Origin of the sequence: Sphingomonas sp. PvP018 (assembly GCF_017876865.1) — a bacterium.
Lineage (GTDB): Bacteria > Pseudomonadota > Alphaproteobacteria > Sphingomonadales > Sphingomonadaceae > Sphingomonas > Sphingomonas aerolata.
Window position 1 is genome coordinate 3,920,262 of record NZ_JAGIOU010000001.1, and the last position, 14,855, is coordinate 3,935,116.

Genomic DNA, 14,855 nt, shown 5'->3' on the forward strand with positions numbered 1-14,855 from the left:
GGGGCCAAAACCTTCCTCTCCCCTGGTGGCTCCTTCGCGGAGCCACCGTTTTTTTGATAGATATCCCCGCGTCCTGCGCCGGGCCCTGACGCTGGCGGGGCTGCTCGCCTGCGGAGCGGCGACCGCGTCCAACCCGATCGTGCCGGGCTGGTATGCCGATCCCGAGATCCGCGTGTTCGCGGGGCAATACTGGATCTACCCGACCTATTCCGACCATGCCGGAAAGCCCGTAGCGCCGAGCCGCTTCACGCCCGCGCAAAAGGCCGCCCGACTGCGCAAGACGGTCCGCCCGTCCTATGGCATGCAGACCTTCTTCGACGCGTTTTCGTCGCCCGACCTGGTGCACTGGACAAAGCATCGCCGCGTGTTCGACGTGCAGGATGCGGGCTGGGCCGCCTATGCGATCTGGGCGCCGTCGGTGCTCCAGGCGAACGGGCGCTATTACATGTTCTTCAGCGCGAACGACATCCAGAGCGATGGCGAGCTCGGCGGGATCGGTCTCGCGGTCAGCGCGACGCCGGGCGGTCCGTTCAGGGATGCGTTGGGCAAGCCGCTGGTCGGCGCGTTCCACAATGGTGCGCAGCCGATCGACCCGTTCGCGTTTCGGGATCGCGACGGGCAGGTCTATCTCTTCTATGGCGGGTGGAAGCATTGCAACGTCGTCCGGCTCAGCCCGGACCTCAAGCGCGTCCTGCCGTTTCCCGACGGGACGATGTTCAAGGAGATCACGCCCCCCGGCTATGTCGAGGGGTCGTTCATGATCGAACGTCGCGGGGTCTATTATCTGATGTGGTCGGAGGGCGGGTGGACCGGGCCGGACTATAGCGTCGCCTATGCGACTGCGCCGAGCCCGACCGGGCCGTTCACGCCGAAGGGCAAGATCCTGTCGCAGGACCTGCGCATCGCGCGCGGCGCGGGGCATCATTCGGTCGTCAACGTGCCCGGCACCGACGACTGGTACATCGCCTATCACCGGCGGCCGCTCGACACCGATCGCGGCGAACACCGGCAGATCGCGGTCGACCGCATGGTCTTTGCCGCCGACGGCTCGATCGAGCCCGTCGTCATGACCGATACAGGCGTCGCGCCGCGGCCGATCCGTGCCGGGTCAACCGCCGAAGGGCGTGACGAACATTCATCTGGGAGAGCGATGTGAGACACAGGGTAATCGCCGCATTGCGCGGCACGGTGGCGGCGGTCGCGTCGATCGCGCTCGTCGCACCGGTGCCGCTGTCGGCACAGGCTGCGGCCAGCGCCGAGGCGCAGCCGTCGGTCGACCTCGTCAACCCGCTGATGGGCACCGATTCCGACTATACGCTGTCGTACGGCAACACCTATCCCGCGGTCGCGGTGCCGTGGGGGATGAACTTCTGGACGCCGGTGACGGGCAAGCCCGGCAGCGGCTGGGGCTACACCTATGACGGCAACAAGATCAACGGCATCAAGCAGACGCACCAGCCCAGCCCGTGGATGAACGATTATGCCGCGTTCGCGCTGATGGCGACGACCGGCGCGCTGAAGGTCAAGGCGGACGAACGCGCCTCGTGGTACAGCCACAAGGCGGAGGAGAGCCGGCCCTATAGCTACAAGGTCTATCTCGCCGATTACGACGTGACCGCGGAGGTCGCACCGACCAACCGCGCCGCGCAGTTCCGCTTCACCTTCCCCGAAAGCGACGACGCGCACATCATCCTCGACGGCTATGCGGGCGGATCGATGGTGTCGGTCGACACGGCCAGGCGCCGGATCACCGGCTATGTCCGCAACAATCACGGCGGCGTGCCCGGCAATTTCCACAATTACTTCGTCGCCGAATTCGACCACGCCTTCACTGTCAGTCGGACCTGGGACGATAATGGCCAGATTGCCGCGACGCCGGTGCGCGAGGGCGATCATGTCGGCGCGGTCGTCAGCTTCAAGACGCGCAAGGGCGAGCAGGTCGGCGTCAAGGTCGCGTCGTCGTTCATCAGCCTCGACCAGGCCGAGCGCAATTTGCGCGGCGAGATCGGCGGCGATGGCTTCGAGCAGACCAAGGCCAAGGCAAAGGCGGTCTGGCAGCGCGAGTTCGACCGGATCGAGGTGAGCGATCCCGACATCGACAACCGGCGCACCTTCTACTCCGCGCTGTACCGCATGCTGCAGTTCCCGCGCATGTTCCACGAGGTCGATGCCAAGGGTCAGACGGTCCATTACAGTCCCTATGACGGCAAGGTGCATCCGGGCTTTCTCTATACCGACAACGGCTTCTGGGACACGTGGCGCGCGGTCTTCCCGTTCTTCGCGCTGATGTATCCCGAGCGCGACAGCGAGATCATGCAGGGGCTGGTCAACACCTACAAGGAGTCCGGCTGGCTGCCCGAATGGGCGAGCCCCGGCCACCGTGACGTGATGATCGGGTCGAACTCGGCGAACCTGATCGCCGATGCGTATCTGAACGGCGTGCGCGGGTTCGACGTCGAGACGCTGTACGAGGCGATGGTCAAGAACGCGACCACCTCGCAAGGGCGTCCGGTCGACAAGAAGGGCGAGGTCGTCGGCGCGGTCGGGCGCGAGGGCGTCGAATATTACAACCGGCTGGGCTATGTGCCCTATGACGTCGGCATCAACGAGAATGCCGCGCGCAGCCTTGAATATGCGACCGCCGATTTCTCGATCTCGCGGCTGGCGAGTGCGCTCGGCAAGACCGAGGATGCCAAGCTCTATGCCGCGCGGGCGCAGAATTACCGCAAGCTCTACGACACGCAGAGCGGGTGGATGCGCGGGCGCAACCAGGACGGTAGTTGGTCGACCCCCTTCAACCCGTATAAATGGGGCGACGCGTTCACCGAGGGCAATGCGCTGCATTACAGCTGGTCGGTGATGCAGGACGTGCAGGGGCTCGCCGACCTGATGGGGGGCAAGGACGCGTTCGTGAAGCGGCTCGATTCGGTGTTCACCACGCCGCCGATCTTCGACGACAGCTATTACGGGCAGACGATCCACGAGATCCGCGAGATGCAGATCGTCGACATGGGCCAATATGCGCATGGCAACCAGCCGATCCAGCACATGCCCTATCTCTATGACTGGGCGGGGGCGCCGTGGAAGACGCAATATCATGTCCGCGACGTGATGAAGAAGCTCTACGCGCCGACGCCCGACGGCTATCCGGGTGACGAGGATAACGGCCAGACCTCGGCCTGGTACGTGTTCTCCGCGCTCGGCTTCTATCCGGTCACGCCCGCGGTCGGCCAATATGCGGTCGGCAGCCCCCTGTTTCGCAGCGTCAAACTGACGATGCCGGGGGGCAAGAGGCTGACGATCGAGGCGGCGAACAACGGGCCGGGCAATGTCTATATCCAGTCGGCGAGCTTCAACGGCACGGCGCACGACAAGCCCTGGCTGACGCGCGAGGCGCTGCAGAAGGGGGGCACGTTGCGTTTCGTGATGGGGGCGACGCCGAACCGCAAATGGGGGGCGGCGAGCAGTGCTGCGCCCTTCTCGATGAGCGCGCCGGTGGCCAAGCCATGAGCGGCGCGCGCTTCACCCCCCGCCGCCGCGACGTCATGACCGGCGCGGCGGCGCTCGCACTGACGACCGCGCTGCCCGGTGGGGCGGTCGCCGCGCCGCTGGCGAGCAGGCGACCGCCGCGTGGCGAGCGTCGTTTCGTCAGCGCCGCGGTCGAGGCCGAGATCGTGCGGGTGAAGGCGAAGATCGCCGACCCCGAGCTCGCCTGGCTGTTCGAGAATTGCTACCCCAACACGCTCGACACCACGGTCCGGCTGGGCATGGTCGACGGCAAGCCCGACGCGTTCGTCATCACCGGCGATATCGAGGCGCTGTGGCTGCGCGACAGCTCGGCGCAGATGCAGACCTATGTCCATCTCGCGCCCAAGGACGCAGGTCTGCGCCGCGTCTTTGTCGGGCTGATCGCACGGCAGGCGCGCTGCATCCTGATCGACCCCTATGCCAACGCATTCATGGACGACCCGACCGCAAAATCGAACCTGGGCGCGCGGACCGACCAGACCGAGATGAAACCCGGCGTCGCCGAGCGGAAATGGGAGATCGACTCGCTCTGCTACCCGATGCGGCTCGCGCACGGCTACTGGACCGCGACGCGCGACAAGACGCCGTTCGACGACCTGTGGGCGCAGGCGATGGTCCGCGCGGTCGCGACCTTCCGCGAACAGCAGCGCAAGGACGGCAAGGGCCCGTATCATTTCCAGCGGCTGAACGTCTCGCCGACCGAGACGCTGATGTTCGAAGGCTATGGCGCCCCGACGCGCAAGGTCGGGCTGATCCATTCGATGTTCCGCCCGTCGGACGATGCGTGCCTCTACCCCTTTCTGATCCCGTCAAACCTATTCGCGGTGTCGGCGCTGCGCATGCTGGCGACGGTCCAGCGCGAGGCGCGCGGCGACACGGCGGGCGCGGCGGACAGCGAGGCGCTCGCGACCGAGGTCGAGGTGGCGCTGCGCGCGCATGGCCGGATGCCCGACGGGCAGGGCGGCGAGGTCTGGGCCTATGAGGTCGACGGCTTCGGCAATGCGATCTTCATGGACGACGCCAATGTGCCGAGCCTGTCGGGCCTGCCGCTGCTCGGCGCGGCGGACCGCGCCGACCCGCTGTTCCGCCGCACCGCCGCGCTCGCCTGGAGCGATCGCAACCCCTATTTCTTTGCGGGCAAGGCCGCGCAGGGGATCGGTGGGCCACATATCGGCCTCGACATGATCTGGCCGATGTCGATCGTCACGCATGCGATGAACAGCGATGACGATGCCGTCATCCGCCAGTGCCTGACATGGCTGAAGACGACGCATGGCGGCACGGGCTTCATGCACGAATCCTTTCACAAGGATGATCCGACGAAATTCACGCGCAGCTGGTTCGCCTGGGCGAACGGGCTGTTCGGCGAGCTGATCCTCGACCTCGAGCGCCGCAAGCCCGGCTTGCTCGCCGCGCGCTACTGACATGGACCCACGGGAGAGACACATGACCACCGCCAACCGCCGCCAGGTGCTTGCCACCACCGGGCTTGCCGGCCTTGCGGGCGTGCTGCCCGCCGCCGCTGCCACCGCGCAGGGCCAGCGCCCGACCGCGGGCAAGCCCGATCTGTTCATCGGCACGGGTGGTCACGGCCACACCTATCCCGGGCCATCGCTGCCGTTCGGGATGGTCCAGCTCGGCCCCGACACCGACAACAGCCGCTGGGACGCGTGCTCGGGCTATCACCAGGATGACGGCTCGATCATGGGGTTCAGCCACACGCATCTGTCGGGGACGGGGATCGGCGACATGCTCGACGTGCTCGTCGTGCCGACGCGCGGGCCGCTCAAGCTGAAACCCGGTGCGCTCGACAAGCCGCAGGACGGCTATCGCCAGCGCTTCTCCGACGAACTGGCAGAGCCCGGCTATTACCGTGTGAAGCTCGAATCGGGTGTGCTTGCCGAGCTGACCGTGACCGAGCGGACGGGGCATCACCGCTACACCTTCCCGCAAGGCGCGGGGCACATCCTGATCGACTTCGCGCACATGATCCTCGACGTCTGGGACAAGGGTGTGCTGATCGACGAGGCGTCGCTGGCGCTGTCGCCCGACGGCATGCTGACCGGCAGCCGCCGCGTCCACCGCTGGGCGAAGGGTCGGCGGATCCATTTCGCGATGCAGCTGTCGCGCCGCCCCGACCGTGTCGAGTTCTTCGGCGACGACGACACACCGGCACCCGCGGGCGCGAAGGCGATCACCGGCAACCGGCTGAAGGTCGCGTTGTTCTTCGACCAGGCGGGCGGCGAACCGATCCTGATCAAGACGGGCATCTCCGCGGTCGACGTCGCGGGTGCCAAGGCCGCGCTGGCGGGCGAGGCCCCGGGCTGGCAGTTCGACAGCGTGCGCCGGTCGGCGGCGCGGACCTGGCAGACGCAGCTCGACTGTATCCGTGTCGAGGGCGGCACGTCCGATCAGCGCACGATCATGGCGAGCGCACTGTATCATACGTTCCTGTCGCCGACTCTCTTCACCGACCGTGATGGCCGCTATGTCGGGCTCGACCGCAACGTGCACACAGCGGCGGCGGGCGACACCGCGTACAGCACCTATTCGCTGTGGGACACGTATCGCGCGCTGCACCCGCTGCTCAATCTGGTCCAGCCCGACAAGGCCGCGCAGTTCACGCGCGATCTGGTCCGCCAGACGATCCAGAGCCCGGCGGGCTCGCCGGTCTGGCCGCTCCAGGGTGTCGAAACCGCCTGCATGATCGGCTGGCATTCGGTGTCGGTGCTGGCCGAGGCGTGCGTGAAGGGCGTTAAGGCCGATTATGCCGCCGCGTGGCCGCAGATCCGGCGCCGCGCGTTCGACCGCAGCTTCCCCGATCTGGAGAGCACGCTGGGCCGCGGCTATTATTACGACCTCGGCTACATCCCCGCCGACAAGGTCTGGGAATCGGTCAGCCGGACTCAGGAATATGCGTATGACGACTGGGCGATGGCGGTGCTCGCGGACGCGGCGGGCGCCTCCGCCGACGCGCAGGCGTTGCGCAAGCGCAGCCTCAACTACCGCAACGTCATCGATCCGAAGATCGGCTTCGCGCGGCCGCGCTTTGCGGACGGGACATGGTGGGCGGACTATGATCCGATCCAGCTTGGCCACAACCCCGACAAGCACCGCGATTATACCGAGGCGAATGGCTGGCAGGCGACGTTCCTCAACCAGCACGACATCTATGGGTTGATCGACCTGTTCGGCGGCGATGCCGGGTTCGTGAAGAAGCTCGAAGCGCTGTTCGCGGCGCCGTCGACCCTGCCCAAGAACGCGCCGCCCGACATTTCGGGGCTGGTCGGCCAATATGCGCATGGCAACGAACCCGACCAGCATGCCGCGTACATGTATGCCTATGCCGGTGCGCCGTGGAAGACGCAGGCGATGGTCCGGCGCCTGTGCACCGAGATGTACAAGGCCGATCCCGACGGCGTGATCGGCAATGACGATTGCGGGCAGACGAGCGCGTGGTTCATCTTCTCCGCGCTCGGCCTCTACCCGGTCGATCCGGTCAGCGCGGTCTATGTGTTCGGCTCGCCGTTGTTCGATGCCGCGGAGGTTGCGCTGGGCGGCGGCAAGACGCTCAGGATCACCGCGTCGGGCAATGGTCCGCAGGCGCCCTATGTCCAGTCGGTGCGGTGGAACGGCAAGCCCTGGACGAAGAACTGGATCGGGCATGCGGATCTTGCCCGGGGCGGCGAGCTCGCCTTCGTGATGGGGGACAAGCCGTCACGCTTCGGCACCGCCAAGGCGGATCGTCCGCCGTCGTACCACCCCGGACCGCGCCCGACGCGGGCTTGAAGGCGACCGCGCCGCGCCAAGTGAACCGGGCGCGGCGCGGGGGTGCGTCAGCGGACGACCAGACGCGTATAGAGGTGCCAGGTCGCATAGCCGAGCCAGGGCAGCACCACCGCCAGCCCGATCGCGAGCGGGATCAGCCCGAGGACCAGCAGCCCGGCGACGCGCGCACCCCAGCCGAACACCGCGCGCGGGTTGCGCCGCGCCGCCGCGAGCGAGGTGCGCAGCGCGAGGCCCGCATCGACCGGCTGATCGACGACCATCGGGAACGCGACCAGCGCGAAGACCAGCGTGACGATCGCGAAGGGTGCGCCTGCCAGATTGCCGAGCAGGATCAGCGTCCACCCCTCCTGCGTGGTGAACAGCCGGCCCGCGACGTCGCCGATCCGCAGCGGTGCGGTCGCACCGAACGTCAGGTCATAGACCGCATAGGCCGTTGCCAGCCATCCGACCATCAGCGCGGCGAGCCCGGCGGTGAGGATCGCGAGCGGCAGGCGGCTGCGCCCGTTGAGCGGATCGAGGAAATGCCACCAGCTCGAGTCGCGCCCCTCTTCGCGGCGGCGCGCGAGTTCGTAGAAGCCCGAGGCGGCGGCGGGGCCGAGGATCGAGAGCCCTGCGACCAGCGGGAAGAACAGCGGGAGCAGCGGCGCGTTGTACGTCACCACCGCGGCGACGAGGCAGACGATCGGGTAGAGCAGGCCGATCACGATCAGGTCGCCGCGCTTGGCGAGAAAATCCTTCCACCCCTCGGCGAGGGCCCAGCGCAGGTCGGCGGTGCCGATCTCGCGGATCTCGGGGATGGCGGGTGCTGGCGCGATGAAGCTGTGCGGATGGGTGGCCATGATCTGCTCTCCGTTCAGGGGGTGGCGTATATCCTCGTCATGCGGGGTATCGTTGGGCGGCGTGACCGAACGGCCGGTTCAGCCGCACGATCGCCCAGTTGAGCCAGGCCGCAAAGCTGACCCACAAGAGATAGGGCGTGATCAACAGGCTCGCGAAGCGGTCGAGGGGCCACAGCCCGACGACCAGCGCGACCAGCGACGCCCAGAGAAACACGACCTCGATCAGCGCCCAGTCGGGGCGCCGGGCGCGGAAGAAGAGCGGGCTCCACAGCAGATGGAAGACCGCGTTGACCGCAAACAGCGTCACCACCTCCGCGCGCGTCGCGGCGTCGGGCGCGGCGGTCCAGGCGATCGACGCGGACCAGGCGGCCAGGCCGAGGATGATTGTCCAGGCGGGACCGAACAGCCAGTTCGGCGGCTGCAACCGCGGCTTGCGCAGCGTGCGGTACCAGGGGCCGATCGGCGTCATCAGTCCCCCGACGACGCAGAGCGCGATGGCGGCACTGCCGCTCACGACAATCGGGTTAAGCATTACATTGTCCATCTTGCCGAGTGTCCAATGCGTGTTACACCTTTGGCATGCGCGTGTCTTTCCCCTTTTCGGCGATCGTCGGTCAGGACGAGATGAAACGCGCGCTGCTGATCGCTGCGGTCGATGCGCGGATCGGCGGGGTGATGGTGTTCGGCGATCGCGGCACGGGCAAGTCGACCGCGGTGCGCGCGCTCGCCGCGCTGCTGCCGCCGGTTCGGGCCGACCAGGCGGGGTATCAGGACGGAACGCCGCGCAGCGGGCAGGTGCCGGTGCCGTTCGTCGACCTGCCGCTCGGCGCGACCGAGGACCGGGTGGTCGGCGCGCTCGATCTCGAACGCGCGCTGGGCGCGGGGATCAAGGCGTTCGAGCCGGGGCTGCTCGCGCGGGCCAATGGCGGTTTCCTGTATATCGACGAGGTCAATCTGCTCGAGGATCACATCGTCGACCTGCTGCTCGATGTCGCCGCGTCGGGCGAGAATGTCGTCGAGCGCGAGGGGCTGAGCGTCCGCCACCCGGCGCGCTTCGTGCTGGTCGGCAGCGGTAACGCCGAAGAGGGCGAATTGCGGCCGCAGCTGCTCGACCGGTTCGGGCTGTCGGTCGAGGTTCGCACCCCGCAGGATCTGGACCAGCGCGTCGAGATCCTGAAGCGCTGCGATGCGTTCGAACGGTCGCCGGCGGCGTTTGTCGAGCACTGGGCGGCCGACGAGCGCGCGACGCTGGCGGCGATCGCGCGGGGGCGGGCGGGGTTGCCGATGGTCGCGCTGCCCGACGCGGTGCTCGCCTTCGCGTCGCGGCTGTGCATCGCGGTGGGGGCTGACGGGTTGCGCGGCGAACTGACGCTGATGCGGGCGGCGCGGGCGCTCGCGGCGCTCGAGGCGGTGTCGGAGGTGACACAGGCGCATGTCGCGACGATCGCGCCGATGGCGCTGCGCCACCGGTTGCGGCGCAACGTGCTCGACGAGACCGGGTCGACCGCGCGGATCCTGCGTGCGCTGGAGGAGGTGGCGGGGTGACCGGGCGGGCAGCGGGGGCGCCGGATCCGCTGGCCGATGCGCTGATCGCGGCGCGGCTCTGTGCTGCCGATCCCGGGCTTGGCGGCATCGCGCTGCGCGGCGGCGGCGAGCTGCGCGATGCGGTGATCGCGGCGCTGCGGTCGCATCTGCCGCCCGATGCGCCGCTGCGGCGGGTGCCGGTTCATGTCGATGACGACCGGCTGTTCGGCGGGCTGGATCTGGTCGCGACGCTGGCCCAGGGGCGGGCGGTGCAGCGCGCGGGGCTGTTCGTCGAGGCGGATCGCGGGGTGCTGGTGCTGGCGATGGCGGACCGGCTGTCCGATGCGGTTGCGGGGCGGATCGTCGCGGCGATGGACGGCGGCGGCGACGGACGATGCCTGGTCGTGGCGCTCGACGACGGGGACGGTCCCGACGAAGGTCCGCCCGCGGCGCTGCTCGAACGGCTCGCGTTTCGCATCGACCTGCACGACGCGAAGCCCGTGGCGGCGATGCAGGGCGATGCTCGGTTCGAGGACGCGGGGACGCCGCAGACGCCCGACGCGGTCCTTGCAACGCTGGTCGCGACGGCGGCCGCGCTCGGGATCGAGACCGCGCGTGCGCCGCTGTTCGCGTTGCGTGCGGCGCGGGCTGCGGCGCGGTGTGCGGGGCGCGATGCGATCGGCGACGAGGATCTGATGCTCGCCGCGCGGCTGGTGCTTGCGCCGCGTGCGACTCGTCTGCCGGCCGAGCAACCCGACGATGCGCCGCCGCCCGAGCCGCAGCCGCCTGACGCGCCGCCGCCGGACGCGGGGGATCGCGACCAGCAAGAAGCCAAAACCCGGCCGCTCGACGACGTCGTGCTGGACGCCGCGCTCGCGGCGCTGCCGAAGGATGTGCTGGCGCAGATCGCGGCGGGGGGCGTACGGCGCGGGCGGACGCGCGCGTCGCGCGGTGCGGGTGAGCGGCGGCGATCGCCGGCGCGCGGTCGGCCCGTCGGGGTGCGGCCGGGCGTACCGGGCGGGGGGCAGCGCCTGAGCCTGATCGACACGCTGCGCGCGGCGGCGCCGTGGCAGCGGCTGCGGCGCACGGCGGACACCGCGTCGCGGGTGCTGGTCCGCCGCGACGACCTGCGGATCCGCCGGTTCGAGACGCGCGCCGAATCGGTCACGATCTTCGTCGTCGACGCGTCGGGATCGGCGGCGCTGTCGCGGCTCGCGGAGGCGAAGGGCGCGGTCGAGCTGCTGCTCGCCGATTCCTATGTGCAGCGCGCGCAGGTCGCGCTCATCGCGTTCCGGGGCAGCGGCGCGACCGTGCTGCTCCCGCCGACCCGGTCGCTGGCACGCGCGCGGCGGTCGCTCGCCGAGCTGCCGGGCGGCGGTGGCACGCCACTTGCGGCCGGACTGCGCGCCGCGATCGACGTCGCCGATGTGGCACGCGCGCGCGGCCAGACGCCGTTCGTCGTCCTGCTGACCGACGGGCGCGCGAACATCGCCGCGGATGGGCGGGCGGTGCGCAGCGTCGCCGCCGCGGATGCGAGCGCTGCCGCCGCCGCGCTCTGCCGTGCGGGAATCGCTGCGGCATTCCTCGACATCTCCGCACGGCCGGGACCGGACGGGGCGGCGCTCGCCGCGGCGATGCAGGCGCGCTATCTGCCGCTGCCGCGCGCGGATGCGACGCGGATGCACGCGGCAGTCCGCGCGGTGCAGCCCGCATGAGCGCGCCGCGCTGGAGCGTCGAGGGACGCGACTGGCCCAATCGCGCCACCAGCCGGTTCGTCGCGGCCGGCGGCCTGCGCTGGCATGTCCAGACCTTCGCGCCCGAGGCGCCCGAGGCCCGCGACGCGCCTGCGACGATCCTGCTGCTCCACGGCACCGGCGCGGCGACGCATAGCTGGCGGACGCTCGCGCCGTTGCTCGGCCAGCACTACCACGTCGTCGCGGTCGACCTGCCCGGGCATGGCTTCACCACCGGCCGCCCGGTCGGCGGCCTGTCGATCGCGGGAATGGCGGGCGCGGTCGCGACGTTGCTCGGCACGCTGCAGGTCACGCCGCAGGTGATCATCGGCCATTCGGCGGGGGCGGCGATCGCGGCGCGGCTGGCGATCGACGGCAGGGCGTCCCCCGCGGCGATCATCGGGTTAAGTGCGGCGCTGCTGCCCTTTCCGGGGTTGGCCGCGACACTGTTCCCGACGATGGCGCGCGCGCTGTTCGTCAACCCGATCGCGCCGCATCTGTTCGCGCGGATCGCCCGCACCCCGGGCGAGACGGGTCGGTTCCTGTACCGGTCGACCGGATCGCGGATCGATGACGCGGGCGTGGCCTGCTATGCGGCATTGCTCGGCACGTCGTCGCAGTGCGCGGGCGCGATCGGCATGATGGCGGCCTGGGATCTGGTCGGATTGCGGCGGGATCTGGCGCGGTTGAAGACGCCGGTGCTGCTCGTGCATGGCGACGCCGACCGGGCGATCCCGTTGTCGAACGCGCGCGAGGCGGCGGCGGCGGTCGGTGACGGGCGGCTTGAGACGCTGCACGGGCTCGGCCATCTCGCGCATGAGGAACGCCCCGAACAGGTCGCGGCGATCGTCCGACCGTTCATGGAGGCCCGTATATGACCGGCATTCTCGGCCTGCTCGACCTGATGATCGCGGGCGCGCCGGTCATCATCTTCTGCGTGTGGCAGCTCGTCTCGGTCAATCGGGCGATTGCGAAGGACCGGACCGCGAAGGACCGGTCGCCGCCGCCGGACGTCGCGTCACCAGAAGGCGCGGGGCATCCGGTAGGGGAGCATCGACTGGACGATCGGTGATCGAAAGCGGCCGAGCGCGAGGCTTTCGTGCACGGCGCGCACCTCCTCGCCGAACAGCCGCGTGGCGAGCGCGGAACGGGCATAGAAGGGGGCATCGATCCACGTCTTCACCACGCGGGGGCGATGTCCCGCATCGGCCCGCGTCGCGCGCTTGATGAGCCAGCCGGTCCGGGGCAAGGCCGCCGGGGCGGGCTGGACGACGTCGTGCCACCGGCCCTGCGCATCGAATTTGAGCGCGAGGTCGAACGGCGTGCCGTCGCGGCGTCGCCCTTCGTACAGCACCGCGACGTCGCTTTTGAGATGCGCGCGCGACCAGTGCCAGTCGTCGAACCCTGCCTCGAGCGGTTCGTCCCCGAAGTTCGAATCGAAATAGCCGGGGCCCGACCAGCGGACGCCGGGATGCGTCATCGCGACCTCGACCTGCGCGCGCGGTGCGACCGGATGCCAGCGATGCCGCCCGCCCGGATCGAGCGCGAAGGCGGTGGTGCCGATCATCGCGGGGCTGACGCGGATCGTGCCGCGCACAGGGTAGGGCAGCGGCGCGGATCGCTCGCAGATCTCGATCACCAGCGTGTCGCCGTCCCAGCTGAGGCTGCTCGGGCCCACCATGAAATGATCGGTGCCCCGGTCGACGCGGTGCGCGGGACGTTCGGTCATCGCCCAGGCGCTGCCGCGCGGGCCGGTCAGCGCGACGTTGATCGCGCAGTGGTTTTCGGGGTTCGCGCGGCCGCTGAGCTTGTAATAGGGCGAGAAGACGCTGCCGATGAAGGCGATGATCGTCAGCCCATGGGCGCCGTCCGCGCTGGTCGCGTCGACATACCACCAGGCATAGCCCTGGGCATCGACACGAACGTCGAAGCGTGGTCCCTGAGCAGGCAGTCGACGGCTAGCCGGCCGGAAAGCGCCGCCATCGGGACGCCCGCGCCGGGGTGGGTGCTCCCGCCCGCGCAATAGAGCCCAGGGATCCGTGTCCGGCTGCCCTGCCGGCGGAAGGACGCCGCCCACCCGTGCGAGGCCCGTCCATAAAGGGCTCCACCCGTCGAGGGACACAGCGCCTCGAACGCGTGCGGCGTCGTCATGACGGTCGAGGGCGCCAGATCGAGCGAAAGTCCCGCCTGCGAAACGCCCTCCAGCATGCGCCTCGTCCATGTCGCGATCTCCTCCTGGCTGGTGTCCGGGCCGTCGCCGGTGGGCGGCGCGTTGACGATGATCTGCACGCGTTCGGGGCGGGCCGGGGCGGGCGCGCCGCGGCGGTCGTCGTCGCCGCTGTCGCTGCGATCCTGCGCACAGACATAGACGCTGGGCCGGGCGGCGGCGCGACCGGCCGACAGCGCGGCGAATTCGGCCGGATAGTCGTCCGAGAAGAAGACGGTGTGGCGGGCGAGCGGAAAGCCCGCGGCGTGCGCGTGTCCGGTCCAGACCATCGCGCTGAGCGATCGGTGCGTGGCGGGGACGGGGGCGACCGCGTGACGGACCGCGGCGCCGAACCGGCCGACGGCGATCGCGGCGGGATCGGCGTTGCAGATCACCGCCGACGCGGCGATGCGCTCGCCATCCTCGAACATGACCCCGGCGGCGCGGCCGTGCTCCACGAGGATCGCGCGGACCGGCGCGCGGTAGCGGAAGCGGACGCCGTTCTGCCGGCCAAGCGCCTCCAATGCGAGCGCGAGCCGATACATGCCGCCGTCGATCAGCCACACGCCGCTCGCCTCGACATGCGCGATCAGCATCAGCGTCGCCGGGCACTGCATCGGCGACGCCCCGCAATAGGTCGCATAGCGCGCGAAGAGCTGGCGCAGGCGCGGATCCGCGAAATAGCCGCCGAGCGCGTGCCACAGCGAGGTATAGGGGCGCAGCGTGCAGTAATCGCCAAGGCCGCGCAGGCCCATCCGCCAGCCCAGCGTCAGCGGCCCCGGGCGTGTCGCGTGGAGAAAGGGCCGGTCGAGCGCGGTGAACAGCCGTTTCGCCTCGGCCCGGAACGCGCGATAGCCGCGGGCATCGGCCGCGCCGGCGAAAGCGCCGATCGCGTCCTCGCTCGCGGCGGGATCGGCGAACAGGTCGAGGCGGGCGGGACCCCAGGCATGGCGGGCGAGCAGCGCGGCGGGGCGCATCGTCACGTGCCGGTCGAGCGTGTCGCCGCATGCCGCGAAGACATCCTCCATGACCGATCGCAGCGTGAACACCGTCGGCCCCGCATCGATCGCGTCGCCGTCGACCGCGATCGTGCGCAGCTTGCCGCCCGGGCCGGGCTGCGCCTCGACGACCGTCACGGTGCGGCCCTGCGCGGCGAGCAGCGCGGCGCTGACCAGCCCGCCGACCCCCGCCCCGATCACCACCACGCCCGCATCCGCCACCGGCATCCTCCAATTG

The 14,855-nt window shown here is 69.8% G+C and carries 12 protein-coding genes; 8 read left to right on the forward strand and 4 right to left on the reverse strand.

Features of this window, described 5'->3' with window-relative positions; translation table 11 throughout:
• The first annotated feature begins 25 nt into the window (after positions 1 to 25).
• The 4 genes from J3A66_RS17660 (at position 26) to J3A66_RS17675 (ending at position 7,317) form a co-directional block, all read left to right on the forward strand.
• On the forward strand, positions 26 to 1,156 hold the full coding sequence (locus J3A66_RS17660; protein WP_348634074.1) for a glycoside hydrolase family 43 protein: 1,131 nt from the start codon (positions 26 to 28) through the stop codon (positions 1,154 to 1,156).
• Between the two features lie 68 nt (positions 1,157 to 1,224).
• A complete protein-coding gene (locus J3A66_RS17665; protein ID WP_348634091.1) occupies positions 1,225 to 3,510 on the forward strand; it encodes a GH92 family glycosyl hydrolase in 2,286 nt (761 codons plus the stop codon).
• On the forward strand, positions 3,507 to 4,952 hold the full coding sequence (locus J3A66_RS17670) for a glycoside hydrolase family 125 protein (RefSeq protein WP_245336864.1): 1,446 nt from the start codon (positions 3,507 to 3,509) through the stop codon (positions 4,950 to 4,952). Before J3A66_RS17665 ends, J3A66_RS17670 begins: the two co-directional genes overlap by 4 nt.
• Before the next feature lie 22 nt (positions 4,953 to 4,974).
• Entirely contained in the window at positions 4,975 to 7,317 is a 2,343-nt protein-coding gene (locus J3A66_RS17675) for a GH92 family glycosyl hydrolase (RefSeq protein WP_209570252.1), read from the forward strand.
• 47 nt (positions 7,318 to 7,364) lie between these two features.
• Here the strand turns inward: J3A66_RS17675 and J3A66_RS17680 are convergent, their stop codons facing one another.
• Entirely contained in the window at positions 7,365 to 8,156 is a 792-nt protein-coding gene (locus tag J3A66_RS17680) for a DUF2189 domain-containing protein (protein WP_209570253.1), read from the reverse strand.
• A gap of 37 nt (positions 8,157 to 8,193) precedes the next feature.
• Entirely contained in the window at positions 8,194 to 8,688 is a 495-nt protein-coding gene (locus J3A66_RS17685) for a TspO/MBR family protein (RefSeq protein WP_209570254.1), read from the reverse strand.
• Between the two features lie 47 nt (positions 8,689 to 8,735).
• Here J3A66_RS17685 and J3A66_RS17690 point away from each other — a divergent pair, with 47 nt between their 5' ends.
• From J3A66_RS17690 to J3A66_RS17705, 4 genes are read left to right on the forward strand one after another with little or no spacing between them, the layout of a single operon-like run.
• Positions 8,736 to 9,701 carry an ATP-binding protein gene (locus J3A66_RS17690; RefSeq protein ID WP_209570255.1) on the forward strand — a complete coding sequence of 322 codons (966 nt, stop codon included), beginning with the start codon at positions 8,736 to 8,738 and terminating at the stop codon, positions 9,699 to 9,701.
• On the forward strand, positions 9,698 to 11,395 hold the full coding sequence (locus tag J3A66_RS17695) for a magnesium chelatase subunit D (protein WP_348634075.1): 1,698 nt from the start codon (positions 9,698 to 9,700) through the stop codon (positions 11,393 to 11,395). The genes J3A66_RS17690 and J3A66_RS17695 overlap by 4 nt, the downstream gene beginning before the upstream one ends.
• Positions 11,392 to 12,291 carry an alpha/beta fold hydrolase BchO gene (gene bchO / locus J3A66_RS17700; RefSeq protein ID WP_209570256.1) on the forward strand — a complete coding sequence of 300 codons (900 nt, stop codon included), beginning with the start codon at positions 11,392 to 11,394 and terminating at the stop codon, positions 12,289 to 12,291. The genes J3A66_RS17695 and bchO overlap by 4 nt, the downstream gene beginning before the upstream one ends.
• The gene (locus tag J3A66_RS17705; protein ID WP_209570257.1) at positions 12,288 to 12,485 is read left to right on the forward strand and encodes a hypothetical protein; all 198 of its coding nucleotides are present in this window, start codon (positions 12,288 to 12,290) and stop codon (positions 12,483 to 12,485) included. The genes bchO and J3A66_RS17705 overlap by 4 nt, the downstream gene beginning before the upstream one ends.
• Here J3A66_RS17705 and J3A66_RS17710 read toward each other — a convergent pair.
• Both J3A66_RS17710 and crtD read right to left on the reverse strand, forming a co-directional pair.
• Entirely contained in the window at positions 12,432 to 13,364 is a 933-nt protein-coding gene (locus J3A66_RS17710; RefSeq protein WP_348634092.1) for a hydratase, read from the reverse strand. The genes J3A66_RS17705 and J3A66_RS17710 overlap by 54 nt on opposite strands.
• Entirely contained in the window at positions 13,265 to 14,839 is a 1,575-nt protein-coding gene (crtD, locus tag J3A66_RS17715) for a 1-hydroxycarotenoid 3,4-desaturase CrtD (protein ID WP_348634076.1), read from the reverse strand. The genes J3A66_RS17710 and crtD overlap by 100 nt, the downstream gene beginning before the upstream one ends.
• Positions 14,840 to 14,855: the final 16 nt, after the last annotated feature.